Origin of the sequence: Streptosporangium sp. NPDC005286 (assembly GCF_040607515.1) — a bacterium.
Lineage (GTDB): Bacteria > Actinomycetota > Actinomycetes > Streptosporangiales > Streptosporangiaceae > Streptosporangium.
On the sequence record NZ_JBEXGU010000034.1, the window covers coordinates 32,261 to 56,852 of the forward strand.

Genomic DNA, 24,592 nt, shown 5'->3' on the forward strand with positions numbered 1-24,592 from the left:
CGCACGAGACCTCCACGACAAACCGGATTGCACAGGTACAAAACGCGATTTTTGTACTCCTTCCGACTTGAGATCGACTAGGTGAGATTTAGTCGAGAAAACCCCAAGTCGCCTCGGATAGCAGAAACCGCCACCCCTGCGGCCGGCCACCACCGCCCGCCCACGAGCCGGCCTTCCGCCGCCCACCGGCACGCCGCAGGGACGGCCCTGGACGCGGTACCGCCCCTGCCGCGCGCGACCCGGGGTTGAGGAAACTGCGGACAGCCGTTGGCGGTACCCGCCGGTAACATCGTCCGACAGAACAGATCTTGCATTCTGTCCGGTCTACCGGACCTCATCCATCCAGGTCAGAGCCGTTGCGTCGGCACAGCGGCCAATCCGGTCCCAGAGGCAACGCGACTAGAGGTCGCCGAAACCCGATCGCTCCGAGCCCGATCGGGCCACAGTTCAGAGCTTTGTAACTGCCCAGAGCCCGACGCCGCCACGTCCTGATCCGCACCGACTCAGGCGGCGGCACCCATGAGTTCCTCACCTGGCTGACGCGTCCGGGCCGGTGGTTGAAGTACTCCATCGGATTCACCATCACCGACGACATCGGTGAGGCGATCCTGCGCCTGCCCGCCGGCGCATGGACACCCGCCTACGACGCCGAGGGGCAGGTAAGGCAAGGCGCCTGGGTCGCCGAGATCACCGCCATGCTCAACCTCACCTCACCAGCACATGACAGTCGCATCATCGGCCTCGAAGACCGGCTCGAGCACGATCTTCAACGCGGCCTGCACGATCCGGTCCCGAACCGAAGGAATCGACAACCGACGGTACTCGTCTCGCAACCCGGGCTTGGGGATCAACACCCTTCGCGCGGGCAACGGCCGGTAGCGCCCCTCCTTCAACTCAGCGGCCGGCTCGTCAAGGAGACGGACGACGCCGTACTCCTCGACCCTCTCCAGCGTGGTCTTGTCGATGCCCGGTGCACCATTGTTCGCACGCACCGCGGCCCACCCGCGCCAAAGGACGTCTCTGCGATAGACCTTGTCCGCCAGCGCATGGAATCTTCGTCCGGGGTCGGCCTTGGCCGCCCGGTAGAGCGCATGCTGCAAGGCACGGACCGGATCACACGGACCGCATCAGGCAGCATGCCACCCGGAGCCCACTCCAGGTCAAGCCCAAAAATTTCTGGATGAACCCGCTTGACCTGGAGTCCACTCCAGCGTTCAAGGTCATCCCCATGACACACATCCCCCTCGCCCTGGGCACCATTCCCTTCGGCACCCTCCTCGACGACAAGACCGCCTTCGCGATCCTCGACCGGTTCACCGAGGCCGGTGGCACCCTGCTGGACACCTCGAACAACTACGCGTTCTGGAAGGAGGGTGCCACCGGCGACGAGAGCGAGCTGGCCCTCGGCCGCTGGCTGGCCGCCCGGGGCAACCGCGACCGGGTGGTGCTGAGCACCAAGTGCGGCGCCCGGCCGACCGTCCCCGGTGACCGGACCCTGGACTCCGCCGAGGGCCTGTCCGCCAAGGCGATCGCCGCCGCCGCCGAGGGCAGCCTGCGGCGGCTGGGCACCGACCACGTCGACGTGTACTGGGCCCACATCGAGGACCGCTCCACACCCCTGGAGGAGACCCTGGGCGCCTTCGCCGAGCTGGTCGGAGCGGGCAAGGTCCGTGAGATCGGCGCGAGCAACGTGCGGGCCTGGAGTCTGGAGCGCGCCCGCGCCATCTCTCGGGCCACCGGCCGGCCGCTCTACACCCATGTGCAGCTCCGCCACACCTACCTGCACCCCCGGTACGGGACGCGGCTGCCCGATTCAGGTCACGTCCTGGTCGAGGACGACATGCTCGACTACCTGCGCTCGGAGCCCGGTCTGACCCTGTGGGCGTACAACACGCTCATGGCCGGCTCCTACACCCGCGCGGACCGGCCGATGCAGGACGCCTACGACCACCCGGGCACCACGCGCGGGCTCGCCGCGCTACGGGAGATCGCGGACGAGCTGGGCGCGACGGTCAACCAGGTGGTGCTGGCCTGGCTGACCGGCGGTGACGTCACGACGGTCCCGCTCGTCGGGGTGAGCTCGGTGGCCCAGCTGGAGGAGGTCCTGGGCGCCCTGGACCTCAAGCTCGACGGCGAGCACCGCGCCCGCCTGGACGCCGCCCGCTGAAGGAGCATCGGGATCCCGCCCCAGGTCACGGAGGCCCGGGGCAGGCCCGCGACCACGCCGTACCCTGCCGTGAAGGCCGGGTACGGCGCCTCCCCCGGCAGGAACGCCTGCCAACGCGGGCGCCCGGGGTCATTCCTGCGGCAGGTGCGCCGACAGGTAGCGGCGGACCAGGTGCTTGCACTCGGCGATCAGCTCGGGGTCCCCGTCCGGCAGGGAGCGGAAGGCGAGCTTGAGCACCGCGTCGGCGGCCTCGACCGCGACGAAGAGCGCCCGATCCAGCTCGGGGCCGATCGGGGCGCCGAGCAGTTCGACGGTGATCGTACGGAGCCGGTCGGCCACGATGACGTTGTTCTCCAGCGCGGCGTCGAGCATCCGGTTGGTCCCCTTGACCACGGGCCCGCCGGGTGCGGCGAGCACCTCCCCGAAGTCGACGACGGCGAATCCCGGCGTGGCCCGCTTCATCGCGACGAACTCGTCGATCGCGAGGTCGACCATCTCCGTCCAGTTGGAGAGCCGCACCTCCGCGAGCCTGGCCGTGATCCGGCCGAGGAACGCCTCCAGGTTGCGCAGCGCCAGCGCCCGTACCAGCCCCTGCTTGTCGGGGAAGAACTGGTAGAAGGTACCGATCGGCACCTCCGCGCGGCGCGCGACCTCCTTGGTGGTCAGCGCCTCGTAGCCGACCTCGTCCAGCAGCCGCGCGCACTCGTCCAGCATGCGCTCGACCCGTTCCAGGCTGCGGCGCTGGGCAGGGCGGCGGCGAAGCGTTCCCCCGGAGACGTTCGTCATCCCCCCATCATCCCCCACGAGCAGGCCCGGGGGTTAACATGAGCCAGACTCATGCATTGGAGGCCGGAATGTTCCTGTGGGGTACGGCGACCGCGTCCTACCAGATCGAGGGCGCCGTCGCCGAGGACGGGCGGGGCGTCTCGATCTGGGATACCTTCACCCACGAGCCCGGCCGCGTCCGCGGCGGCGACACCGGTGACGTGGCCTGCGACCATTACCACCGCTGGGATGAGGACGTCGAGCTGATGTCCGGCCTCGGCGTGAACTCCTACCGCTTCTCCATCGCCTGGCCGCGCGTCCAGCCGGCCGGCAAGGGCGCGATCAACCAGGCCGGCCTGGACTTCTACGACCGGCTGACCGACGCGCTCCGCGAGCGGGACATCATCCCGGCGGCCACGCTGTTCCACTGGGACCTGCCCCAGCCCCTGGAGGACGAGGGCGGCTGGCTGAACCGCGACACCGCCTACCGCTTCGCCGAGTACGCCGCGGCGGTGGCCGACCGGCTCGCCGACCGGATCCCGATGTGGATCACCCTGAACGAGCCCTTCGTCCACATGGTCTTCGGCTACGCGCTGGGCGCCCACGCCCCCGGCAGGACCCTGGTCCTGGACGCGCTCCCCGCCGCCCACCACCAGTTGCTCGGGCACGGCCTGGCCGTGCGGGAGCTGCGGGCGCGCGGCGCGGAGCAGATCCTGATCACCAACAACTGCACCCCGGTCTGGCCCGCCTCCGCCGACCCCGCCGACCTGGCCGCCGCCGACGCCTACGACACCCTGCACAACCGCCTGTTCAACGACCCGGTGCTGCTCGGTTCCTATCCCGACCTGTCGGCGTACGGGGTGAGCCTGGACTGTGTCCGGGACGGCGACCTGGATCTGATCGGCGCGCCCCTCGACGGCATCGGTATCAACTACTACAACCCCACCCGGATCGCCGCGCCCACCGATGAGGGCCTCCCCTTCTCCGACGCGGGCGTCACCGGCTACCCCACCACCGCCTTCGGCTGGCCCGTCGTCCCCGACGGCCTGCGCGAGCTGCTGGTCGGCCTCCGGGCCCGGTACGGCGACGCCCTCCCGCCGGTCTACATCACCGAGAACGGCTGCTCCCAGCCCGACGAGCCGGCCCCTGACGGGACGGTCGACGACCAGGCCAGGATCGACTTCCTCGACGGCCACATCGGGGCCGTCGAGCGGGCGCGGGCGGAGGGGGTGGACGTGCGCGGCTACTACGTCTGGTCCCTGCTGGACAACTTCGAGTGGGCCGAGGGCTACAGCCAGCGCTTCGGACTCGTCCACGTCGACTTCCCCACCGGGAGGCGCACCCCCAAGGCCTCCTACGCGTGGCTGCGCCGGCGGATCTCACAGAGCTGACGTCACGTCTTTCCCGCCCGGCGCCGCGTGCTCGGACGCCCGCGTACACCGGGAGCCGGCATCGCGCTCCCGACACGGGGTCCGTGCCGTGGCGGTGCGGCTCACCGCCACGGCACGGACACCGCACTCAGCGGTTGAAGGTGTCCGGGTCGGGGCCGATGCGGGTGCCGGCGTCCAGCTTGGCGATCTCGGCGATGTCCTCGTCCGTGAGGGCGAAGTCGAAGACGTCGAGGTTCTCCCTGATCCGCGACGACGTCACCGACTTGGGGATGACGACGTTGCCCAGATCGAGGTGCCAGCGCAGGACCACCTGGGCCGGGGTCTTGCCGTACTTCTCGGCGATGTCGACGATCACCGGGTCGACGAGCACCGCCCCCTGCGCCAGCGGGCTCCACGCCTCGGTGACGATGCCGTGCCTGGCGTGGAACTTGCGCAACTCGACCTGCTGCAGTGCCGGGTGGAGCTCGACCTGGTTGACCGCCGGGACGATGTCGCACTCCTCGATGAGGCGGAGCAGGTGGGCGGACTGAAAGTTGGACACCCCGATGGCGCGGACCCGGTCCTCGGTGTACAGCTTCTCCAGCGCCCTCCAGGTCTCGACGTACAGGTCCCTGGCCGGGGTGGGCCAGTGGATGAGATAGAGGTCGAGCTGCTCCAGGCCCAGCCGCTCCATGCTCGCGTCGAAGGCGGCGAGGGCGGCGTCGTAGCCGTGGTCGCTGTTCCACAGCTTGGTGGTGACGAAGACCTCGTCACGCGGCAGCCCCGAGGCGGCCAGCGCCTCGCCCACCCCCTGCTCGTTGCCGTACAGCTTCGCGGTGTCGATGCTCCGGTATCCCGCCTCCAGCGCGGCGCTCACCACCTGGGCGGTCTCCGGCGGCGGCACCTGGTACACGCCGAAGCCGAGCCGAGGCATGGAGACCCCGTTGTTCAAAGTGATCATCAGTGGTTCTCTCCTTGAGCGGTCGCGAACAACCTGGTGGCCATCACGAACACAGATCTCCGCATTATCGGCAAACGCCGGTTATCTGAGCACGCCGCCACGGCGAACACCAGAACAGATCCCCTCCGACGGAGCGGAAAATCCGTTGCGAGCCGGCGAGAGGGGCCCGTAGCGTCCAGAGCCATGTGCATGTACTTCGCCAACCTTCTGGTCGGCTACGTGATCCGTCCTCGCGGCAGCCGGGCTCTGGCCCGCTAGGGACGCGTCGACCTCCACTCCGTTCCGCACGCGTCCCCGATGCGCGCCCAGGGCCTTTCCGAGACCTTTTTCACCTCGGACCCGAAAGGGCGACGGCTGTGGCGCACTCCTTCGCGCACGGAAACCATTCGCACACCCAGAGAAAGGTAAGGAACGGCGGCGGTCGCGATGACCGCGACCGGGCCAGACGCACCCTCTCGCAGAACTTCCTCGTCGATCCGCACGCCGTCCGGCAGATGGCCGCCGCGGCCGGATCGCACGGGCTGGTCCTGGAGCCGGGCGCGGGCGAGGGTGCTCTCACCCTCTCCCTCGCCGAGAGCTGCGCGAGGGTCGTGGCGTACGAGATCGACCCGCGACACGCGGGCAGGCTCGCCGCCCGCACCCGCGGCGACGACAGAATCGAGGTGATCAGGGGTGACTTCCTGACCGCGCGGGCCCCGCGCGAACCGTTCGCGGTCGCCGGGAACATCCCGTACTCGATCACCTCCAGGATCGTCGACTGGTGCCTGCGCGCCCCCGCGCTCACCTCGGCGACCCTGCTCACCCAGCTGGAGTACGCGCGCAAGCGGTCCGGCGACTTCGGCCGCTGGAGCAGGCTGACCGTACTGACCTGGCCGGGTCACTCCTGGGAGCTGGCCGGCCGCGTCGGCCGGATGAGCTTCCGGCCGGTGCCCGCCGTCGACTCGGCGATCCTGCGGATCGAGCCGCGCGGTGTCCGGCTGCTGCCCGCGGAGCGGGACGCGGCCTGGCGCGAGTTCGTCGAGTACGGCTTCACCGGTCTCGGCGGTTCGCTGCACGCCTCGCTGCGGATGCGGTACGCGGCCCACCGGGTCGACGCCGCGTTCGCGGAGGCGCGAGTGGACCGCGACACGGTGGTGGCGTTCGTCCACCCCGACCGGTGGCTGACCCTCTTCGAGCTGCTCTGCTGACACTCCCGCACACCGCCCGGGTCCGGCCGACCTCATCGGCCGGCCCCGGGCCCCTCCCGCCCGAGCCATCCGGTACCGCCCCGTCACAGAGCATGGGCAAGGGGCCGCAACAGGGCCAGGACCCTGTCCGCCGGGTACGACTCACGACGGCTCGTCGACAGCTCACCGTCCAGCGGGCCCAGCACCAGGTTGTGCACTCCGGGACGATGCTCTCCCAGCACAACGGTGGCGGTGCGGCCACGATGCCCGCTGCGGTGGTACTGCCCGGCCGCCAGGCGATAGACCCGTCCCTCCGGGACCTCTTCCAGCCGTTCGCGGACGGAGGTGACGAAGCGCTCGGTGAACCGGGCCTCGTCCACACCGTCCGAACTGTCCACCTGATACAGGCGATGACCCCGGCGGGCGGCGTCGTCACGAATCTCGAATATCTCGTTGAACACCGTGCCGGACAGCACATAGCTGCACAGGTCCCAGCTGTGCGCGTGGACGACGGGATACACCTCCTCTCCCTCGCCTTCCCACAGGTGCAGGCAGAGTCCGGTCAATCCGTCCCGACGCAGGGGCAGGCACACGAACTCCAGGGGGTGCCGGACCGCCTTGATGGAACGGCGTCCCGAGCACAGTTCGGCGATGGTGTCCCGCGCCCACCGCCGCAGGCTCACCGTGTCGCCGTCACGCAGAGCTCGTACCGGGTCGACCTCACACATACGGGTTGTCGGCGTCGATGGCGTGCCTGACGACCGCTGCGACGTCCGAATCGGAGTAGGCATCTGGAAGCTGCATCTCCAGCTGGGTGAACAGTTCTCGTGCTTCCTCCACCGTAGGCGTATCGCTCAGCATCGGGGCGCGACGCAACGGCACGGCCCGCGCCTGGTTGAAACTCTCGTCCAGTTCATTGCGCCAGTAGTCGTAGTAGAAGCGACCTTCTTTGATCAGCATGGCGGGAAAGCGGGGGCCCCGCTCGGTGATGACCACGCACGCCTGCGTCATGTCCCAGCGGAAGATGGTCATGGTGGACGAGAGTCCCACAGCGATCTTGAGGCGCGGGTATCTCTGTTGCCACCAGCACGCCGCGAAGATCGTGGCGTACAACTCCACCTGCGTCTGCTTGGCCGTCCAGGATCTCTCGTCCTCGTTGGGGTCGTCGACCATGCGCCGGAAATAGTTCGCGTATCGCGCGCACAGCTCATAATTCATCGGATCGAGGATCTCCAGCCGGATACTCAACTCCCGGCGGTTCTGCCGCGCCCGCCGTACACATTCGGGAATCACCACCGCCCGTACGAAAGTCGCCGTGCCCCCCTTGAAAATCCATTCCTTGGCTTCGCTCCTGGCCTCGGCCAGGACCCGGGAGATCTCGCTTCCGGTCAGGACCCTGACCTTGGCCGCCTCGTCCAGCGCGACCCTGGCATCGGAGATCACGTCATCGACGGCGTTGATCCGCTCAAGCTGATCGGGCAACTGCTCCAAGGCGGCCCCGGCAGCCAGCAGGGCCTTGCGAGTATCCGGCTCGGACTCCCTTCCCCAACGCTCACGCAGCAACGCGAGCGAGAGCGCCGCGAGCGTGACCAGGATGGCGCTGTTGACATGCGCGACCGATGCCACACCGGTGAGCCCGAGCACACCCGCCACAACCGCGATCACCAGCGCGATCAGCGCTTCGGCATTGGCGCCGAACCAGGCCAGAAGAACTTTTCCGCGCACGCCACCGCCCTCACCTGACCAGCCGGCTGATTCACCCAAGTTAACGGGGAAACGGAACGGATGGATCTACTTCTCCGACAGGAGATTTGATTTCTTCCGCGAAAACGACGTTCTACCTGCCGGAGAGAACGAGAGACCCGTCGGGATCGAATTTATCCATCGGCGATATCCCGGTTTGGTGCGTAGCCAAATGAGGAGCGGACACCGGACGCCCCAGGGTGCCGGCCGTCACGGATCCAGGCACGACCCCGCGCACCTCGTCGAGCAGGGCGCCGGCACCGCCATCCGGACCGTCAGGCCGAATCGGCCTCGCGCAACGCGTAGCGACCGGGCGTGCATCCGTACTCCCTGGCGAAGGCCGTGATGAAGGCCGAGGGGGTCGCGTATCCGACGCGGCGGGCCACCTCGGCCACCGGCTGGCTCTCCAGCAGCACCCGCGAGGCACGCAGGCGCAGCTTGGTGCGCCACTGCGAGTAGGGCATGCCGAACTCGCGCACGAAGTCGCGTTGTAGCGTCTTGACGCTGACGTGCAACCGCTCGGCCCACTCCTCAAGGAGGACGGGGTCGCCCGGGTCGTGTGACAGCGCGCGGGCGACGGTCATCGCGAATCCGGTACCGGTGGCGTGGTGGCCGACGAAGTCACGGGTCGACGCGCCGAGTCCGGCCATGATGCGCTCGCGGGCGACGAGTGCCGCCTGCTCGTCGTACCCCGGGCGGGCGATCGCCTGGACGAGCCGGGCCGCCTCGTCGTCGATGGACACCGCGCCGGCGCGCAGCCCGCCGAGCACCTCGGGCACCTGGCGCAGGCAGACCCGGTACACGGTCTGCCGGTCCGCCGCCCGCACCTCGTGGCTCACCGCGCGGTGGGCCCAGAACGCCTCCCGCGCGCCCACGAACTGCGCGTCGGCACCGTGCCGGGTGGAGAGCACGCCGTCGGGCGACCAGTAGAGCTGGTGCAGGAAGTCCTGCCTGCTCTGGCCGAATTCGAGCACGGCCGCCGAACGGTACTTGAGCACGAGGATGCCGGTGAGCGTGCCCAGGCCGTAGCCGTACTCCTCGCACCAGAGCGGATCGGTCCCGAAGTGGCCGGCACCGGTCGCAGAGTGACTTCCCATCGACATCGGATGGCCTCCCGTCGATATCAGAAAGGTTTTGGTAAGGCTAACCTAAGTAGCGTCTGACCATGAGGTCGGGCCACTCTCCCGCTCTGAAACACCCCGAAGGAACACACCCATGTCCTCCCGACAGCCCTGGCGCCTTGCCGGCGCTCTGGCCCTCACACTCGCCCTGGTCGCCGGCTGCGGTTCCACCGATTCCGGCGAGGGGTCCGCCGCCGCGGCGCCCGAGACCCGCGTCTTCGCCGCCGACAACGGCGAGATCACCATCCCCGCCGACCCCAAGCGCGTCGTCGCGACCGGGTACGCGGTGCCGGCGCTCATCGAGGCCAACACCCCCCTGGTCGGCATCTCCGGCTGGAGACGTGGTCTGGCGATGATGACCGAGGAGGACCTGGCGACGTACAACGGCCTCGAAAAGGTCGCCGGAGAGACGGCCGCCGAGACCAACTACGAGGCCGTCGCCAAGGCCAAGCCCGACCTGATCGTCATCGGCGTCCCGAAGCCGGCCCTCGCCGATCTCGACATGAAGCGGCTGGAGTCCATCGCCCCGGTCGTCGTCCTCGGCCCGACCGTCCCCTCCGCCTGGCGCGAGCTGTCGCGACGCCAGTCCGACGCCGCGGGCCGTCTCGGCGACTTCGAGACCGCCAAGGCGGCGTACGAGAAGAAGGCCGCCGAGCTCACCGAGAAGTACCGGGGCGCTCTGGACGGCGTGAAGTTCGGCCACGTCGGCGCCTACGGCGACATCGCCAAGGGAACGTTCCATCGCGAGTTCGCCGGGTCGTGGGGCACCAACATCGCCTCCGACATCGGCGTGACCTACTACGGCGAGGTCAAGGAGAAGGGCGGCAACGCGCTCGACGTCAGCGAGCACCCCTCGATCGAGGAGCTGCCGGAGAGCCTCGCCGAGGCCGACGCCGTCACGTACACGCTGGAGAGCGACGGTTCGGTGAGCGAGCCGGTGCGCTACGTCCTCGACTCCAAGCTGTGGAAGAACCTGCCCGCGGTCAAGGCCGGCAACGTCTTCCCGCTGCGCTACACCGAGGCGGCGACGTACCGCTCGGCGCTCAAGGCGCTGGACTCCATCGACGAGGCGCTCGCGCCGCTGCTCGGCCGATGAGCATCGACCGCCTCGACCCGCAGGGCCGGGTCGCCTCCCACCACCGGTCCGGGACCGGCACCGCGCGTATCGGCTACCCGATCGGGGTCCGCACCGTCTCGGTGCTCGCGCGTGAGTACGTGACCCCGCGCCTGCTCCGGCTGACCGTCGGCGGCCCCGGGCTCGAAGGGTTCCACACCTACCAGGCCGACGACCACGTCAAGATCGTCTTCCCGGATCCGGACGGCACCCGCCGCGCCCCGGTCGCCAACGACCACCTGGAGCTCGACTGGCCGAGGCCGATACCCACGACGCGCAAGTACACGGTGCGGCGGTACGACGCCGAGGCCGGCGAGCTCGACCTGGACTTCGTGCTCCACCAGGGCGGGGTCGCGTCGGCGTGGGCGGTCGCCGCCGAGGTGGGCGACGAGCTCACGATCGCCGGTCCGCCGGGGGCCAAGGCGTTCCCCCACAACTACGGCCACTACGTCTTCGCGGTCGACGCCACCGCGCTGCCCGCGGTCGCGCGCTGGCTGGAGGAGTCCCCGGCCGACGTCTCGGCCCAGGTGGTGATCGAGACCGACGACGCCGCCGAGCACGCCTACCCGCTCGCGGCGCGCGAAGGGGTGCAGGTCGTCTGGCTGGTCCGCGAGGGCACCCGCTCCTCGCTCGCGGAGACGGTGCGCTCCCTGCCCCTGCCCGAGGAGCGGACCTTCCTGTTCGCGGCCGGGGAGGCGGGCGACATCAAGCCGCTGCGCTCGTGGAGCGCGGGACGGCTCGACTCGCTGTTCACCGGATACTGGAAGCGCGGAGTTGCCGGGCTTGAGGACTGATCTACCGGCGCGGGCCGCGATCCTCCTCGCGGCCCTCGCGCTGCTCGTTGTGGTGGCGGTGGCCGGCGTGAGTGTCGGAACGCGCGCGATCGCACCGGCCGAGATCTGGCGTGCCTTCGCCGACTACGCCGGCAGTGACGATCATCTGATCGTCCGCGATGTCCGGGTGCCGCGCACGATCCTCGGCATCCTCGTCGGCGCCGCCCTCGGCGCCTCGGGCACACTGATCCAGACGCTGACCCGCAACCCGCTGGCCGAACCCGGCATCCTCGGGGTGACCGCCGGTGCCGGTTTCGTCATCAACCTGGGCGGCGCGCTCGGTCTCGCGGGGTCACAGTTCGCGCAGCTGATGCTCGCGTTCGCCGGCTCCGTGCTCGCGGTGCTCCTGGTCTACTCCGTCGGCCGGACCTCCCCGCTCCGGCTCGTGCTGGCCGGCGTCGCCCTCAGCTCGGTACTCGCGGGCCTCTCGCTCGGCATGCGCCTGATGCTTCCCGACGTCTTCGACCGGTTCCGCTTCTGGTCCGTCGGGGCGCTGGCCGGCCGCGAGCAGATGTCGCACACCATCCCGCTGCTGGCGATCGGCATCGCCCTGGTCTGTGCCATGGCGATGGCCAGGCCGCTGAACGCCATGGTCCTGGGCGACCAGGTCGCCCACACGCTCGGCGGTCACACCGCACGGACCAGGCTCGGCGTTCTCGTACTCGTCACCCTGCTCGCCGGCGCCGCCACGGCCGTGGCCGGACCGATCACCTTCGTGGGGCTCATGATTCCGCACCTGGCCCGTCGGCTGGCCGCCGGCTCGATTCCGTGGCTGATGGCCTACACGATGGTGCTCGGCCCGATCCTGCTGCTGGTCTCCGACATCGGATCGCGCGTGCTGCTGCCGACGGGCGAGGTCCCGGTGGCCGTCGTCACCGCCTTCCTCGGCGGCCCGGTGCTCATCTGGGTCGTCCGGCGCTACGGGGCGGCGTCGCTGTGAACGCCGTCGTGCTGCGCGCGGGCTCCCGCTCGGTCAGGATCGAACGCCGGACGATCCTGATGTCGTTCGTGCTCACCGGCGTCGCGCTGGCCCTGGCCTTCCTCGGCCTCAGCCACGGCCCCTCCTGGGCCGCGCCCTCGGAGGTGTTCGCGGCGCTCGCCGGTCATGGGGACTCGGCCCTGGTGATCCGGGAGTGGCGGCTGCCCCGGGTGGCCGCCGCGTTCGTCTTCGGCGCCGCCCTGGGGCTGGCCGGGGCGATCTTCCAGAACCTCACCCGCAACCCGCTCGGCAGCCCGGACGTCATCGGCCTGGACGCGGGCGCCTACACCGGCGCGCTGGCCGCGCTCACGCTGCTGAGCGGGACCTCCGCGCAGCTCGCCGTGAGTTCGGTGGCGGGCGGCCTGCTGACCGCGGCGGCCATCTACCTGCTGTCGCTGGACGCGGGGCTCAGCGGCCTGCGGCTGGTCGTCATCGGGATCGCGATGAACGCCATCCTGACCGCGGTCAACTCCTGGATCGTGCTCCGTGCCGAGCTCGATGTCGCGATCGCCGCGACCGGGTGGAGCGCGGGTTCGCTGAACGGCGTCGACTGGGACGAGGTACGCCTGCCGTTCCTGGTCATCGGCGTGCTCGCGCTGCTGCTCGTCACGCTGTCGCAGGCGATGCACCAGGCCGCGCTCGGCGACGAGCTCGCCGTCACCTCGGGCGTGGGCCTGGGCCGCCTCCGGCTGCTGATCGTGCTGGTCGGCGTCGGTTGCACCGCCACCGTGACGGCGGTCGCCGGGCCGATCGTGTTCATCGCACTCGCCGCCCCCCAGATCGGCCGCCGCCTCGCCGGCGAGGCCGGGGTGCCCCTGGTGCCCGCGGCGCTGACCGGCGCGGTGCTACTACTGGCCGCCGATCTCATCGCGCAACTGCTGCTGGCGCCGGTCGCGCTGCCGGTCGGTGTCGTGACGACCGCGATCGGCGGGTGCTATCTCATCTGGCTGCTCTTCAAGGAAGTGAGGCGACCGTGGCAGCGCGCCTGACCGCCCAGGACATCACCCTCGGCTACGGCGAGCGGGTGGTGTCGGCGCACGTGAACCTCGACGTGCCCGACGGCGCGTTCACCGCCATCGTCGGCGCCAACGCCTGTGGGAAGTCGACGCTGCTGCGTTCCTTCGTCCGGCTGCTCAAGCCCTCGGCCGGTACGGTCGGCTTCGACGGCCGCGACGTGAACGGCTACCGGCCCAAGGCCATCGCCAGACAGATCGGGTTCCTGCCCCAGGGCCTGGTCGCCCCGGAGAACATCGTGGTGCGGCGGCTCGTCGCCCGGGGTCGCTACCCGCACCAGTCGATGCTGTCCACCTGGTCGGCCGAGGACGAGCGGGCCGTGCAGGAGGCCATGGCCTCGGCCGGCGTCGCGGAACTGGCCGAGCGGGGTGTCGAGGAGCTGTCCGGAGGCCAGCGCCAGCGCGTCTGGGTCGCGATGGTGCTGGCCCAGGAGACTCCCTACCTGCTGCTCGACGAGCCCACCACGTTCCTCGACATCACCCACCAGTACCAGCTGCTCAAGCTGTTCGCGCGGCTGCGCGACGAGGGGCGCACGGTCATCGCGGTACTGCACGACATCAACCAGGCCTGCCGGTTCGCCGACCACCTGGTGGCGATGAAGGCCGGCCGCGTCGTCGCGGAGGGAGCCCCCGCCGACATCGTCGACGCCGAGCTCATCTCGGAGGTCTTCGACCTGCCCTGCGTCGTCGTACCCGACCCGGTCACCGGCACCCCCATGGTGGTACCGACCGCCTGACCTTCACCCGCCAGGCGGCCCGAACACGGAAACCGCGCGCCACCATGCCCCTACCAGGTGGTTTCCAGCCTTACGTCCTGCCCTTGCGGCAGTTCGGGCGTCTTGATCCGGGTCACCCGCTGACCGTCCAGCCGAGCAGGAGCCCCACCTCGGACGATACCGAGCAGCACCCGCCCCGACGCGTCGAACGCCACCGGTTTGAACCACTCCTGGGGAACCCACGCGCGCACTCGCCTACCGGTGGTCACTGAGAATTCGACCAGGGAGGGAGCCCTCACATCTTTCCCCCCTTCCTGGGTGACGAAGCTCGATCCGCCCGGCCTGGCGGCGAAGAAGGTCGTGTCGCCGTCGACCGGCTTGGCGGACAACAGGTCGCGGCCCGCGACGGAGGTGTCGAGCAGCATCGCCTCCTGGCCGAACGGCCGATCGTTGTCCTGCCAGGAGAACACCAGTGTGCGGGCGCCTCCCACCCAGGCCATCCGGTAGATGGCGCCGGGTTTGGAGGTACGCCAGCGGCGCACCTCGCCGGTCACGACATCCGCCACTCGCACCTCTCGCAGGTCGGTCCACGGCTTGCTGACGCTGTACGCCAGCTTTCGCCCGTCCGGTGAGGCGGCCAGCACATCAAGCCTCTCGGTTCGCAGATCGGCGGGGAGCGACAGCGCGACCCGCTCACCGATCTCGCCGTCCGATGTCAGGGTGATCCGGTAGAACCGCAGCGGGGCGCCCTCCCGCTCTCTCCCGGCCATGAAGAAGGTACGGCCGTCACCAAGTCCGGCGACCTGGCTGTGGTCAAGCGCGGGCAACCACGCCGTACGTTCACCGGTCCTGCTGTCGTAGACGCCCAGCGGGCCTCGGGTCGAGCTGGTGTGCGTCGCATTCTTGGTCTTGACCGTGGAGGAGGTCACCACGGCCGCGACATAGAACGGCGGCGCGGGGGCTGTCGCGGGCGCGAGCACCGGCGGTCGTCCGCTCTCCCCGCCCCGTACGGTCACCCCGATTCCGGCCATTACGGCAACGGTCGCCACCGCGACCGCGAGCGGCAACGTCCACCTCCCCCACAGGAGGCGGCGCGGTCCGGGGAGAGGCGGGGGTGGACCATCGTCCCGCACGGTCCGTGCCCTGGCGGCCATCGCGTCGCGCAGCCGGTCCTCGATGATCCTGCTCATGCGTTGCCTCCCAGCTCGCGGTGGAGTCTTGCCAGTGCCCTGGCGGTCGTGGACCGGACGGTGCTCGCCCTGACGCGCATGGTCCGGGCCGTCTCCGACTCGGACAGGTCCAGGTAGTAGCGGAGCACCAGAGTCTCTCGCTGCCGCTTCGGCAGCCTGCCCAGCGCGTCCAGCACCTCCCGGCGCGACTCCCCGAGCAGCACGTCCGTCTCCGACGAGTCGAGCGTCTCCTTGCCCCTCTCCGTCCAGCGCGACTCCACCATCCGTCGTCTGAGCACCGATCTGGAGCCGTTGAGCACACATGTTCTGACGTAGGCGAGCGTGAGGGTCTCAGGGCGGCGGCCGTGCAACCGGGCGAACACATCCTGAACGATGTCCTCGGCTGTCTCCCGATCGCCGACGAGAAGTACCGCGAGCCGTATCAGGTCGAGCCTGTGGCTGCGGTAGAGGGCCGTCAGCAGAACCTCAGCCGGGACCGCGGGCAGACCCCGCGCCTGGGACGCCCATTTCGCCAGCCGCGATATCTCAGCGTTCATACTCTAGGAACGCTTGCCCTCCCCGATCCGCTGCTTCCCGGGACCGCTCAGTTCGTCGTTCGTCACCCCCTCGATCCCGCGCCCCAGAGATGCCTACCCCGAGGTCTTCAGCGACTTCCTGATCATTGAACTCTTACGGCTATCGGCGGGGGGTGATCCACCTGGTTTCGCCCTGCGATGGTGTAGGCCCTGGCGGACAGCGCGGTTTTAAGGCATTGATCGGGCAGGGTGGTGTGAGCGGTGCGGATTATCGCCGCGGTTGGGGTCTGGTCAGGGGATAGCCTGATCGGAAGCGCACGACGTGGGCCGCGAGTTCCTCGGCGGTGTCGGCGGTGAAGGTGGTCGTGCGGCCTTGGAGGGCGACCCGGTCACCGGCACCCCATGGTGGTGCCGACCGCCTGAGTTCCCGGTCAGTTCCAGGGGTCCCAGAGGGCGTGGTCGACGATGGCCGCTGACGGTACGAGCTCCACCGGACGGTCGCCGTATCCGGCGGGAAGGACGCCCCGCAGCAGGGCCAGTAGTTCCCGGTGGGTGTGGTCCGCCGTCGTGGCCCACCACAGGACGCGCCCTCCACTCAGCCGTACGACCGGCCGCTCCCCCTCCAGGGTCAGCTCCAGCCGGAGCACGCCGTCCCCCGGGTGGTCCGGCAGCGCCGAGGCGAAGGACGCGCGTACCGCGTCGAGCCCGCCCCTGCGGACCGCGGCCTCGGCCCGTTCGTGGTCGGCCAGCTCGGCGACCGCGGCCAGGACCCGTTCCCACGGCGGTACCCGTGCCGGAGCCAGCGGGATCAGCCCCGCGCATTCGAGCGATCTCTCGTGCCGCCCCTCGGCGTGCCGGTGGTCGTAGACGAAGTGGTGCGCGTACAGCGCGTCCCCCTCGACCCGGTACGCCGTCACGTACGACTCGTCCTCCAGCGAGAACACCCGGGTGTCGTACACCCGGTCCACCGCTCCCGAGGCGTCCAGCGCGTAGTGGGTGCGGACACCCGCACCGCCCGCGCCGGCGGACTCACCGCCGAAGATCTCATCGAGGCCGGGAGGACCCGCGTCCCACGGTTCCACCGGCCCGGCGACCAGCGTCCGCCCGTCACGCATCCGCCAGCCGTCAGGACGGTCGACCATGACGCTCCCATTCAGTTCGTCTTCCAAAGGCATCGGACTCACCCACCGGGCAGTCCCCTCACCGAACATGATGGAACACGCACGCTGTTCAGACCTCCCGTGCGCGAAAACCGCTCGTCCCGACCAGGTGAGCACCCGGCCCGCTGCGTGATCGATCCCGCAGCGGGCAGCCTGGCTAGGCCGTCCGAGCTGTCATGGCGCGCCAGCCGAAGGTGGCGGTGCCGGTCAGGAGCACCACCCCGGACAGCACACCGCTGACGAACGGCACCCAGGCGACGGCGGCCGTCGACGCCAGAACGAGACCGGCGGCACCGAGCAGGGTGAGAACCACACCGGGTACGGCGATGCCCCAGTCCTTCCAGACAGGCGCCAACGCGATGAAGTGCACACCGACTACGAACGCCACCCAGGCCACGTTGGTCTGCTCAGGACGTCCCCAGGCGGCGAGCAGCCGGAGTCCGCCGAAGAGCAGGATCGCCTCGGCAGCGACGACGATCAGGTAGCCACGGCCGAACATGTTCCGCCGCGGGCCCACGGCGGGCTGTTTCCTCCGGGCTGTGGCGAACCACATGGCGACAACACTCGCGGCCCCCAGGCAGGCGGCCACCCGCAGGAAATTCACGGTCACGGCGTTCAACGGGCTCTGCGCGTTGACGACGACGAAGACCGCGCCAAAGATCGCGCCAACCAGCAATCCAGTCATTCGTTGCATGCCGTCATTGAAGTCCATGCCGGATTCCGTCTGCATTGGGGCTGGGGCGAGAACCAGGTAGGCCTGGCACTACTGCGCCGCGCCGCGCAGATAGGCGAGCACCGCCAGCACCCGCCGGTTGTCGTCCTGAGTTGCGGGTAGCTCCAGCTTGACGAACACACCGGCCACGTGCTTACCGACGGCCGCCTCCGTGATCGACAGCGCGCGGGCGATGGCGCTGTTGGAGCGCCCTTCGGCGATCAGAGCGAGCACCTCGCGCTCGCGCGGGGTCAGCCGGTGCGTCGGCTCAGTGACCTCCCTGGCCCTGGCCCAGGTCTGCTCGAACAGGTCGATGAGGGTGGTGATCAGACTCTGCTGCCTGATCACCAGGGCGCCCGGCGAGTAGGCGACGGGGGTGATCCGGACGAACGCCACTGCGCGGTCGAAGACGAGCAGTTGCTGGATCGGCTCTTCGATGACACGGTGCAGGTTACCGGCGGCGTGCAGCTCCCTGATCCGGGCCGCCTTGCGCGGGTCGTCCAACACGCTCGCGTGGACGATCGTGCGCATCGCCATGCCGCGCCGCAGGGCGTCGAGCACGCTGCGTCTGCTCTTCTGCTCCTGACGGCCCTTCTCCGACGAGCCCACCGGGTGCATGGCGCGCAGCTCGCCCGCCGAGTGAGTGGCCTGCGCGATCTGCTGCCGGACGAGCTCGCTGTCCTCCAGCCGCTCGACGTCGACGGGGATACCGCGCAGCTCACCGACCACCTCTTCCAGCCGATGGGCAAGCTGAGCCAACGACACGCTCTCGTCCACACGCCTCCTTCGCCAGCCGCGCCACCCCTCACCCCCAACGTGGGCAATACTGGCAGCTTCTGACCGATGCGGTTCGCACCGTGCCGGCGGATGATGTCCGAATCCTTCGCGAGACGCCGGCCACGATCCCGCCCCCATTCGGACAGTTCCAGTATCCGCCTCGTCGTCGGTGCGAGTATGGGCCCGCACATGCCGGTACGTGCCGCTTCAGGCGTAGGGGACGACGAGTCCCGACTCGTAGGCGTAGACGATGGCCTGGGCGCGGTCGCGCAGGCCTAGTTTGGCCAGCAGCCGGGCGACGTGCGTCTTGACGGTGTGCTCGGTGACGACCAGCTCTCCGGCGATCTCGGCGTTGGACTGACCCTTCGCGATCAGCCGCAGCACCTCGAGCTCGCGAGGGGTGAGGTCGGCGGGAGGGCACGAGCGGGGCCGCTGCCTGGCGAACTCGGCGATCAGCCGCCTGGTCACCTGGGGAGCGAGTAACGCGTCCCCGCGCGCGATCACCCGGACCGACTCCACCAGATCCTTCACCCTGACGTCCTTGAGCAGGAACCCGCTCGCCCCCGCGGAGAGCGCGTCGTACACGTAGTCGTCCAGGTCGAAAGTGGTGATCATGAGCGCCCGGGTGGGCAGCTCGGCGACGATCTGACGGACCGCCTCGATGCCGTTCAGCTCCGGCATCCTGATGTCCATCAGCGCCACGTCGGGCCGGGACTCCCTGGCCAGCCGTACCGCCTCGGCCCCGTCCGCGGCGGTACCCACGACGGTGATGTCCGGCTGGGCGTTCAGCGCCGCGGCGAAACCGTGCCTGACGCTCTTCTGGTCGTCGGCGACCAGAACACTGATCACGCCGCCGCCTCCGCCTGCGTCAGCGGAAGGCCCGCCTCGATGAGGAAGCCGCCCTCGGGCGCCGTACCGGTGTTGAGCCAGCCCCCCAGCATGACCACCCGCTCCCGCATCCCGATCAGGCCGTGGCCGCCCGCGTTCGGGGAAGGGCCGGGGCCGTCGTCGCTCACCCTGATGGCCAGCGTGTCCTGCAGGTAGGCGAGCTCGATGCGCACGTTCGCGTCCGGCGCGTGGGAGCGGGCGTTGGTCAGCGCCTCCTGCAGGATGCGGTACGCCGACAGGTCGACGGCCGCGGGCAGCGGGACGGCATCGCCGATGACGTCGAGATCGACCGTCCCCCCTGCCCTGCGGTGCTCTTCCAGCAGCTCGGGTACGCGTGCCAGGCCCGGTTGCGGCGAGGTGCCGCCCGCCCCGCCGTCGGTGCGCAGCACGCCGAGCAGTCGCCGCATCTCCACCAGCGTCTCGCGGGCGGTGGTCGCGATCTGTTCGAAGCCCTCGCGTGCCGGATCGCTGAGATCCTTGACCGTGTACGGGGCGGTCTCGGCCTCCACCGCGATCCTGGAGATGGAGTGCGCCACGATGTCGTGCATCTCCCGCGCGATCCTGGCCCGCTCGGCCATGGCGGCCTGCTCGCACTGTGCGGCGATCATCTGCTCCATGCTCTCCTGCCGGACCTCCTTGACCTCGCCCCGGGCGCGGGCGAGGTCGGCCAGCAGCGCGATACCACCGACACAGAACGCGATCATGGCCCCGTAGACCACGGCGGTGGCGAGCCCACCCCTGCCTTCCCAGCTCAGCAACACGCCCAGTACGAACAGCCCGGTCAGGGCCAGCACGGTCACCCCCCAGGCCTGCTGCCGCGTCAGCAACCTGAGCAGCGTGTAGAGGGCGACGGCGGCGGATGTGGCGACCGCGAGATTGGACATGGGATAGATCCCGGTGAAGAGCAGCCCGACGCCGCCGACGAATGTCGCGGCCAGTGCCGCGGGCGGATTCACCCGGCGGAAGGCCAGGGGCAGGGTCGCCAGCAGCAGGAAAGGCGTCATCATCCCGTCACGGCTCCAGGCCAGCCCGACGGCCCAGACCGCCAGCCCGATCCCGATCGCCGCGTCGAGGACGTGGACCGGGCCGATCTTTCTTTCCTGTAGAACGCTCATCGGAGTCATGCGCAGAATTGTGCGGGCAGGCGAGGAGTGTCCGCGTCACTCGAAGGAATGACGTTCAGCCGAGCACCGGAGCCACCGATCAGCGTCCCCGCTCCCCCGGCGACCCGGGCGCGCGGATCCGACGCCAGGCGCCCCCTGACACCGCGGTCTGCTACCGGGCCTCCTGGCGGCTACCCGGACCGAACTCACACCGGCAGCTTACGAACCCAGGGATCCGCCGCTAGGTCACGACGCTGCTGGGCGCACGAAAGACCGAGGTTAACGGCCGGGGAACCGGCCCTACGAGGCAAGACGCATCGCCGCCCGCAGCAGGGTCAGCAGGTGGCGCACGGGCCCCGTGGCGGGCCGTACGGAGTCGAGCACGGGGAGGTCGGCCGAGCGGAGGGTGGCTGGGGGGCGCTCGGCCAGGGTGGCGACGGCTCCGGCCGCCGGGTCGCGTACCACGTAGACCGCGCTTTCCGTGGCCAGCGCGTGGCGGGAGCCGTCGGGGGTGCGCCACAGTTCGATGCCGATCGAGTCGGACAGCTCACGCGATCCTGTGACGTCGGCCAGGGTCTCGGTGTCGAGGTAGCGGACCTCGCCGCCCTTATTGGGGTCAGGGGTTCCGTCCAGGATCATGATCTCGTGGCGCTGCGGGATCAGGATCGGGCAGTGTCCCCTACGGCGCGGGCGCAGGCCGATGCTTCGTACCCGTTCCAGGGTCGCGCCGGTCGCCTGCCAGATCTCCAGGCACTCGTTGCCCGCCGCGGCCAGGCGGTCCGGGGAGAGGAAACACAGTTCGCGATAGTGCTCCTGTTCCGGTGAGCGAGCCAGGACATGGCAGGGCGGTTCGATGATGCGCAGCGTACGGCCGTCCACGGCGAGCCGGCCGGAGGACAGGTCGGCGGCCATGTGCGACGGCAGGATGTCCAGCCCCTGCTCGCCCCAGACCAGGTCCTCCTCCATGGTGACCTTTTCGATGCGCCCGCCGTCGCCGGTGTAGTAGGTCAGGTGGCAGTCGGCGGGCTCCAGATCGCGGCCGAGGTGGGGGTAGTGCCGGGCCAGCACCGCGAAACGGTCGTGGTCCAGCCAGGTCAGCGCCGCGATCAGGGAGAACTCCTCGGGCTGCGACATCGTCCTCTCCGCGGCGTTGCGCACGAGACCGAGGAAGGGGTTCGGTGGGATCCAGTCCATGCTGAAGATGGACGTGCCCTTGTTCAGCATCACCCCGGAGTCGGCGTCGCCCGCCCGGCAGGCGACCTGGCGTCCGTCGTCGAGGTCGAACACCTGGAGTTCGTGGCGGCGAACGGACGTCCAGCCTCTTGTGCAGACCGCCAGCCATCGGCCGTCCGGGGACAGCGAGCCGGTGGTGATCCAGCCGTCGACGGGGATTTCGAGCAAGGGGTCGGCTGTCAGGGTGGCGCACGCCTCCTCCACGGTTCCGGCCGAGGTCGCGGCGAGCAGGTCGAACAGGGGACGTGCCGGGCCGTCCGGCCGCCACCGCTCGTCGAACAGCGGCAGGACGCGGTCCGCCTCGACGAGGGGGACCCGCTGCTGGACCAGGTCCCACAGGTCCCCCCAGCGCCGCTCCTCCGCCAGCTTCGCCGCCGCGTCCTGCCAACCGTGTCTCATGTGTCCCCTCCTGGCTTCGTGATCAGGCTAGGGACACGGGCAGACGCGAGGCATCCGCCGGGCGGGGGACTCCGGGGGGCGGTTCGGCGCAGGCGGGATCCAAGGGGCTGGTGCGCACTGGTCGGTCATGAGGCGGGCAAGACCATCGTCTCGGTTGAGCGCGACGGTGAGGATCTCGGTCTTGCTGGAGAAGTGTTTGTACAGCGTGGGGCCGGTCACGCCCCCGCCCTCCTGATGTTCGCGCTCGCGGTCATCCTGGTGCCGGGCGACGCCGTCCCCCCGGGCATGATCCTCCTGATGTGCGGGGCTGTCGTGGCAGGCCTGGGGGTCGCACTCGTCGCACTCGTGTTGCGGATGCTGCTCGCTCCTCGCCGCGCTCTGCGAGGCGCTCGAATGCCAGCCGGGAGACCTGCTGCGCTGGGAGGCCGTGGGCGCCGCGGACTGGTGACGTCAACCGTCGGCGACGGCGGCCCTGGCCGACGCGTCGCGGGTCTCGGCGTTCACAGGTTCCGACAGGTCGATGCGCGCCCTCGCCCCCCTGCGAAGCAGCGGTCACACCCGCGTCGTTCCGTATCGCCGCCTTCGGGTAGGCCCCACTCACTCCAGGCGGGTGATCAGGCGCTTGGGCGCGACGGTCCGGTAGGCGTCCCCGACGATCTCGGCGATCTCGGTCCAGTCCTGGGGAACGTCGAGACGGACGCCGAGCCAGCCGCGGTGGCCTACGTACGGCGGACGGAAGAAGCGCTCGGGAGCCTCGGCGACCAGGGCCTCCTGGACGCCGGGCGAGGCGGCGCACCAGAAGGCGAGCCGGTCGTCGTGGTGGTGGTCGGCGTACATCACGAACGTCTTCCTGCCGCGGACGAACCAGGTCGGCTCGCCGTGGCTGAGTCGTTCGGTGGTCTCGGGGAGCGCGAGGCAGAGCCGGCGCAGCGACTCCAGCGGATCATCGGCCATGGCCAGACGATACTTCGCCCAACGCCACGTCGGGCCGGGACTCCCTGGCCGGCCGTACCGCCTCGGCCCCGTCCGCGGCGGTACCCACGACGGTGATGTCCGGCTGGGCGTTCAGCGCCGCGGCGAAACCGTGCCCGACGCTCTTCTGGTCGTCGGCGACCAGAACACTGATCACGCCGCCGCCTCCGCAATGAGACGGCCCACGAGCTGGTCACCTACCCAGCAGCCGGAGCCGGCGGTATCGGCCGCGTAGGAGCCGCGCGCGACGAGTGCGGGAGCCTGGTGAACCTTCATGAATTCCTCCTCTCGGCTACCGGAGTCCAAGGACATGGCAATCATTTCGTCAGACCGGCGGACCGACAATTCTCATTGGCGACGATATTCGTGCTTCGCCGGCTCGCCATCCGGGCGGCTTAGGCGGTGTGTGTAGGACGCCATGCACGCCTGCAGGCGGTTGGCGAACTGGAGCTTTGACATGATCTGCGCCAGGTGGGCGCGTACCGTCCGTTCGCTCACGATGAGCCTGTCCGCGATCTCCTGGTTCGACCCGCCGTCGGCCAGCAGGAGGAACACCTCCAGTTCCCGCGGCGTCAGTCGGTCAAGGAACCCCAACGCGTTTACCCACCCTGGTTCCGGCACGCTAAGCATGGTCTCCACGCGTCTCCCTGTTCCGAAGTATCGGCCGTATCTTGCACAGGATTTAGATCAGAGGATCGGATTGCTGATCACGGCGAGCGAAGTTGCCGTGTCCCATGAGGAGCGCGTGGCATGCGGGAGGATCCCTGCCACCGGCACGTAGGGATGAACCGGGCGCTAAGCGGCCGGCTCGATGAGGAGCGGGAACCGCCCGCCTCGCCCGACGGCCCCCCTCGCCATCGTCGCTCATAGGTGACCGCGACTGGCAACAGGAACACGGTGAGGACTGCGCCGACCTGACCGCCGCCATCCGCGGTCGTGGGCGACGTCTGAAAGCAGACGAGGACCCACCACTGCCGCGGTGTCGAGAGTCGCGGTTGTCTGCCACGGGCGACTGCGGTGAGCCGGACCCGCTCAAGATGATCCCGCCACGCCAGGCATACCACACCGTATCTGGAAGCTGCCTGTGGACCAGGCAGACAAGGATCAGGACCCACGCCAGGCCAAGGGCGATGACCACCTGACCGAGCCGCGCGTCGGTGCGCGAGCCCACCCTGAGAGGCGGGTCGCAACGGTGCCGATTAGGCGCTCGTAATCGATCGCGCCCTCGGATTCTCGCTCTCTGCAGCAAATCCGCTGGCGATTCCCATATCACGCTGGCCGTCCACACTCGATTGGGGGCGACAGAGATGTTCCGGCGAACCACGGAGAAGACGAAGATCCCCGTCTCGCGAAGGCGCCGACCTGTCCGGCGAAGTCGGCTATGGAGACCCATGGGCTCTGTACGGATCGCACCGAGTGGTCGATGCGCATCCGGCTACCGCCAAGGACCCACAGGAAGGAGGGAAGAAGCCATGCTCTACCGCCAGTGTCGTCTCAATCAGCCGCTCCACCGCAGCGTCGACCGGCTCCCCCCTCGGTTCGGAGAACTCCTCGGCGACCGCCCCTTGGCCCAGGACGAGTCCGCGGTCCTCCCTCCCCGGTCATGGACGGCCGGTTCGCTCACGCTTTTCCGAATGGCCCGGCCAGACTTGGAGGGGCGCGTGAAAGTTCCCAGGACTCCTGGCAAGCACCGCC

Annotated in this window: 27 protein-coding genes and 1 pseudogene; 10 read left to right on the top strand and 18 right to left on the bottom strand. The window is 69.6% G+C overall.

Annotation, left to right across the window (positions count from 1 at the left end; translation table 11 throughout):
- Positions 1–488: 488 nt before the first annotated feature.
- Positions 489–692 (top strand): annotated as a pseudogene (locus ABZU75_RS15375) (IS1380 family transposase); the annotation flags it as partial.
- A gap of 18 nt (positions 693–710) precedes the next feature.
- Here ABZU75_RS15375 and ABZU75_RS15380 read toward each other — a convergent pair.
- The gene (locus tag ABZU75_RS15380; protein ID WP_355554300.1) at positions 711–1,100 is read right to left on the bottom strand and encodes a hypothetical protein; all 390 of its coding nucleotides are present in this window, start codon (positions 1,098–1,100) and stop codon (positions 711–713) included.
- A 128-nt stretch (positions 1,101–1,228) separates the two neighbouring features.
- On the opposite strand from ABZU75_RS15380, the gene ABZU75_RS15385 reads away from it, so the two are divergent.
- Entirely contained in the window at positions 1,229–2,167 is a 939-nt protein-coding gene (locus ABZU75_RS15385) for an aldo/keto reductase (RefSeq protein WP_355554364.1), read from the top strand.
- Positions 2,168–2,296: 129 nt separating this feature from the next.
- On the opposite strand, the gene ABZU75_RS15390 is transcribed toward ABZU75_RS15385, so the two are convergent.
- Entirely contained in the window at positions 2,297–2,953 is a 657-nt protein-coding gene (locus tag ABZU75_RS15390) for a TetR family transcriptional regulator (protein WP_350912090.1), read from the bottom strand.
- A gap of 68 nt (positions 2,954–3,021) precedes the next feature.
- Here ABZU75_RS15390 and ABZU75_RS15395 point away from each other — a divergent pair, with 68 nt between their 5' ends.
- Positions 3,022–4,323, top strand: coding sequence for a GH1 family beta-glucosidase (locus tag ABZU75_RS15395; protein ID WP_355554366.1), 1,302 nt, complete (start codon positions 3,022–3,024; stop codon positions 4,321–4,323).
- A gap of 127 nt (positions 4,324–4,450) precedes the next feature.
- Here the strand turns inward: ABZU75_RS15395 and ABZU75_RS15400 are convergent, their stop codons facing one another.
- A complete protein-coding gene (locus ABZU75_RS15400) occupies positions 4,451–5,263 on the bottom strand; it encodes an aldo/keto reductase (protein WP_355554302.1) in 813 nt (270 codons plus the stop codon).
- 356 nt (positions 5,264–5,619) lie between these two features.
- Between ABZU75_RS15400 and erm the strand changes: the two genes are divergently transcribed.
- On the top strand, positions 5,620–6,450 hold the full coding sequence (erm, locus tag ABZU75_RS15405; protein ID WP_355554304.1) for an ErmE/ErmH/ErmO/ErmR family 23S rRNA (adenine(2058)-N(6))-methyltransferase: 831 nt from the start codon (positions 5,620–5,622) through the stop codon (positions 6,448–6,450).
- Positions 6,451–6,533: 83 nt separating this feature from the next.
- On the opposite strand, the gene ABZU75_RS15410 is transcribed toward erm, so the two are convergent.
- The 3 genes from ABZU75_RS15410 to ABZU75_RS15420 all read right to left on the bottom strand — a co-directional run bounded on the left by ABZU75_RS15410 (position 6,534) and on the right by ABZU75_RS15420 (position 9,269).
- On the bottom strand, positions 6,534–7,157 hold the full coding sequence (locus tag ABZU75_RS15410) for a hypothetical protein (protein WP_355554306.1): 624 nt from the start codon (positions 7,155–7,157) through the stop codon (positions 6,534–6,536).
- Complete coding sequence (locus ABZU75_RS15415) at positions 7,150–8,154, bottom strand: hypothetical protein (RefSeq protein ID WP_355554308.1); 1,005 nt, start codon at positions 8,152–8,154, stop codon at positions 7,150–7,152. Before ABZU75_RS15415 ends, ABZU75_RS15410 begins: the two co-directional genes overlap by 8 nt.
- A 293-nt stretch (positions 8,155–8,447) precedes the next feature.
- Positions 8,448–9,269, bottom strand: coding sequence for an AraC family transcriptional regulator (locus tag ABZU75_RS15420; RefSeq protein WP_355554310.1), 822 nt, complete (start codon positions 9,267–9,269; stop codon positions 8,448–8,450).
- A gap of 118 nt (positions 9,270–9,387) precedes the next feature.
- Between ABZU75_RS15420 and ABZU75_RS15425 the strand changes: the two genes are divergently transcribed.
- From ABZU75_RS15425 to ABZU75_RS15445, 5 genes are read left to right on the top strand one after another with little or no spacing between them, the layout of a single operon-like run.
- Positions 9,388–10,389, top strand: coding sequence for an ABC transporter substrate-binding protein (locus ABZU75_RS15425; protein WP_355554312.1), 1,002 nt, complete (start codon positions 9,388–9,390; stop codon positions 10,387–10,389).
- Positions 10,386–11,201 (top strand): siderophore-interacting protein, encoded by an 816-nt coding sequence (locus ABZU75_RS15430; protein WP_355554314.1) that lies wholly within the window; start codon positions 10,386–10,388, stop codon positions 11,199–11,201. The genes ABZU75_RS15425 and ABZU75_RS15430 overlap by 4 nt, the downstream gene beginning before the upstream one ends.
- Complete coding sequence (locus ABZU75_RS15435; RefSeq protein WP_355554316.1) at positions 11,191–12,180, top strand: iron chelate uptake ABC transporter family permease subunit; 990 nt, start codon at positions 11,191–11,193, stop codon at positions 12,178–12,180. The genes ABZU75_RS15430 and ABZU75_RS15435 overlap by 11 nt, the downstream gene beginning before the upstream one ends.
- Entirely contained in the window at positions 12,177–13,208 is a 1,032-nt protein-coding gene (locus ABZU75_RS15440) for an iron chelate uptake ABC transporter family permease subunit (RefSeq protein ID WP_355554318.1), read from the top strand. The genes ABZU75_RS15435 and ABZU75_RS15440 overlap by 4 nt, the downstream gene beginning before the upstream one ends.
- Positions 13,193–13,969, top strand: a complete 777-nt coding sequence (locus ABZU75_RS15445) for an ABC transporter ATP-binding protein (protein ID WP_355554320.1) — start codon at positions 13,193–13,195, stop codon at positions 13,967–13,969. The genes ABZU75_RS15440 and ABZU75_RS15445 overlap by 16 nt, the downstream gene beginning before the upstream one ends.
- A 50-nt stretch (positions 13,970–14,019) precedes the next feature.
- Here the strand turns inward: ABZU75_RS15445 and ABZU75_RS15450 are convergent, their stop codons facing one another.
- From ABZU75_RS15450 to ABZU75_RS15485, 8 genes are all read right to left on the bottom strand, one after another.
- Positions 14,020–15,138 (bottom strand): hypothetical protein, encoded by a 1,119-nt coding sequence (locus tag ABZU75_RS15450; RefSeq protein ID WP_355554322.1) that lies wholly within the window; start codon positions 15,136–15,138, stop codon positions 14,020–14,022.
- Positions 15,135–15,674 carry a sigma-70 family RNA polymerase sigma factor gene (locus ABZU75_RS15455; RefSeq protein ID WP_355554324.1) on the bottom strand — a complete coding sequence of 180 codons (540 nt, stop codon included), beginning with the start codon at positions 15,672–15,674 and terminating at the stop codon, positions 15,135–15,137. The genes ABZU75_RS15450 and ABZU75_RS15455 overlap by 4 nt, the downstream gene beginning before the upstream one ends.
- Positions 15,675–16,084: 410 nt before the next feature.
- Positions 16,085–16,795 (bottom strand): hypothetical protein, encoded by a 711-nt coding sequence (locus tag ABZU75_RS15460; RefSeq protein WP_355554326.1) that lies wholly within the window; start codon positions 16,793–16,795, stop codon positions 16,085–16,087.
- 175 nt (positions 16,796–16,970) lie between these two features.
- Positions 16,971–17,525: a hypothetical protein gene (locus ABZU75_RS15465; protein WP_355554328.1), complete on the bottom strand. Its 555-nt coding sequence runs from the start codon at positions 17,523–17,525 to the stop codon at positions 16,971–16,973.
- A gap of 51 nt (positions 17,526–17,576) precedes the next feature.
- Positions 17,577–18,302, bottom strand: a complete 726-nt coding sequence (locus tag ABZU75_RS15470) for a helix-turn-helix transcriptional regulator (RefSeq protein ID WP_355554330.1) — start codon at positions 18,300–18,302, stop codon at positions 17,577–17,579.
- A 207-nt stretch (positions 18,303–18,509) separates the two neighbouring features.
- Positions 18,510–19,151, bottom strand: coding sequence for a response regulator transcription factor (locus tag ABZU75_RS15475; RefSeq protein WP_355554332.1), 642 nt, complete (start codon positions 19,149–19,151; stop codon positions 18,510–18,512).
- Entirely contained in the window at positions 19,148–20,305 is a 1,158-nt protein-coding gene (locus ABZU75_RS15480; RefSeq protein ID WP_355554334.1) for a sensor histidine kinase, read from the bottom strand. Before ABZU75_RS15480 ends, ABZU75_RS15475 begins: the two co-directional genes overlap by 4 nt.
- A gap of 288 nt (positions 20,306–20,593) precedes the next feature.
- Entirely contained in the window at positions 20,594–21,925 is a 1,332-nt protein-coding gene (locus ABZU75_RS15485) for a hypothetical protein (protein WP_355554336.1), read from the bottom strand.
- Positions 21,926–22,232: 307 nt separating this feature from the next.
- Between ABZU75_RS15485 and ABZU75_RS15490 the strand changes: the two genes are divergently transcribed.
- Positions 22,233–22,373 (top strand): helix-turn-helix domain-containing protein, encoded by a 141-nt coding sequence (locus ABZU75_RS15490; protein ID WP_355554368.1) that lies wholly within the window; start codon positions 22,233–22,235, stop codon positions 22,371–22,373.
- A gap of 149 nt (positions 22,374–22,522) precedes the next feature.
- Here the strand turns inward: ABZU75_RS15490 and ABZU75_RS15495 are convergent, their stop codons facing one another.
- The 4 genes from ABZU75_RS15495 to ABZU75_RS15510 all read right to left on the bottom strand — a co-directional run bounded on the left by ABZU75_RS15495 (position 22,523) and on the right by ABZU75_RS15510 (position 23,527).
- A complete protein-coding gene (locus tag ABZU75_RS15495; RefSeq protein ID WP_355554338.1) occupies positions 22,523–22,879 on the bottom strand; it encodes an MmcQ/YjbR family DNA-binding protein in 357 nt (118 codons plus the stop codon).
- Complete coding sequence (locus ABZU75_RS15500; RefSeq protein ID WP_355554340.1) at positions 22,869–23,054, bottom strand: hypothetical protein; 186 nt, start codon at positions 23,052–23,054, stop codon at positions 22,869–22,871. Before ABZU75_RS15500 ends, ABZU75_RS15495 begins: the two co-directional genes overlap by 11 nt.
- Positions 23,051–23,173 carry a hypothetical protein gene (locus ABZU75_RS15505; RefSeq protein ID WP_355554342.1) on the bottom strand — a complete coding sequence of 41 codons (123 nt, stop codon included), beginning with the start codon at positions 23,171–23,173 and terminating at the stop codon, positions 23,051–23,053. Before ABZU75_RS15505 ends, ABZU75_RS15500 begins: the two co-directional genes overlap by 4 nt.
- A 72-nt stretch (positions 23,174–23,245) precedes the next feature.
- A complete protein-coding gene (locus ABZU75_RS15510) occupies positions 23,246–23,527 on the bottom strand; it encodes a helix-turn-helix transcriptional regulator (RefSeq protein WP_355554370.1) in 282 nt (93 codons plus the stop codon).
- Positions 23,528–24,592: the final 1,065 nt, after the last annotated feature.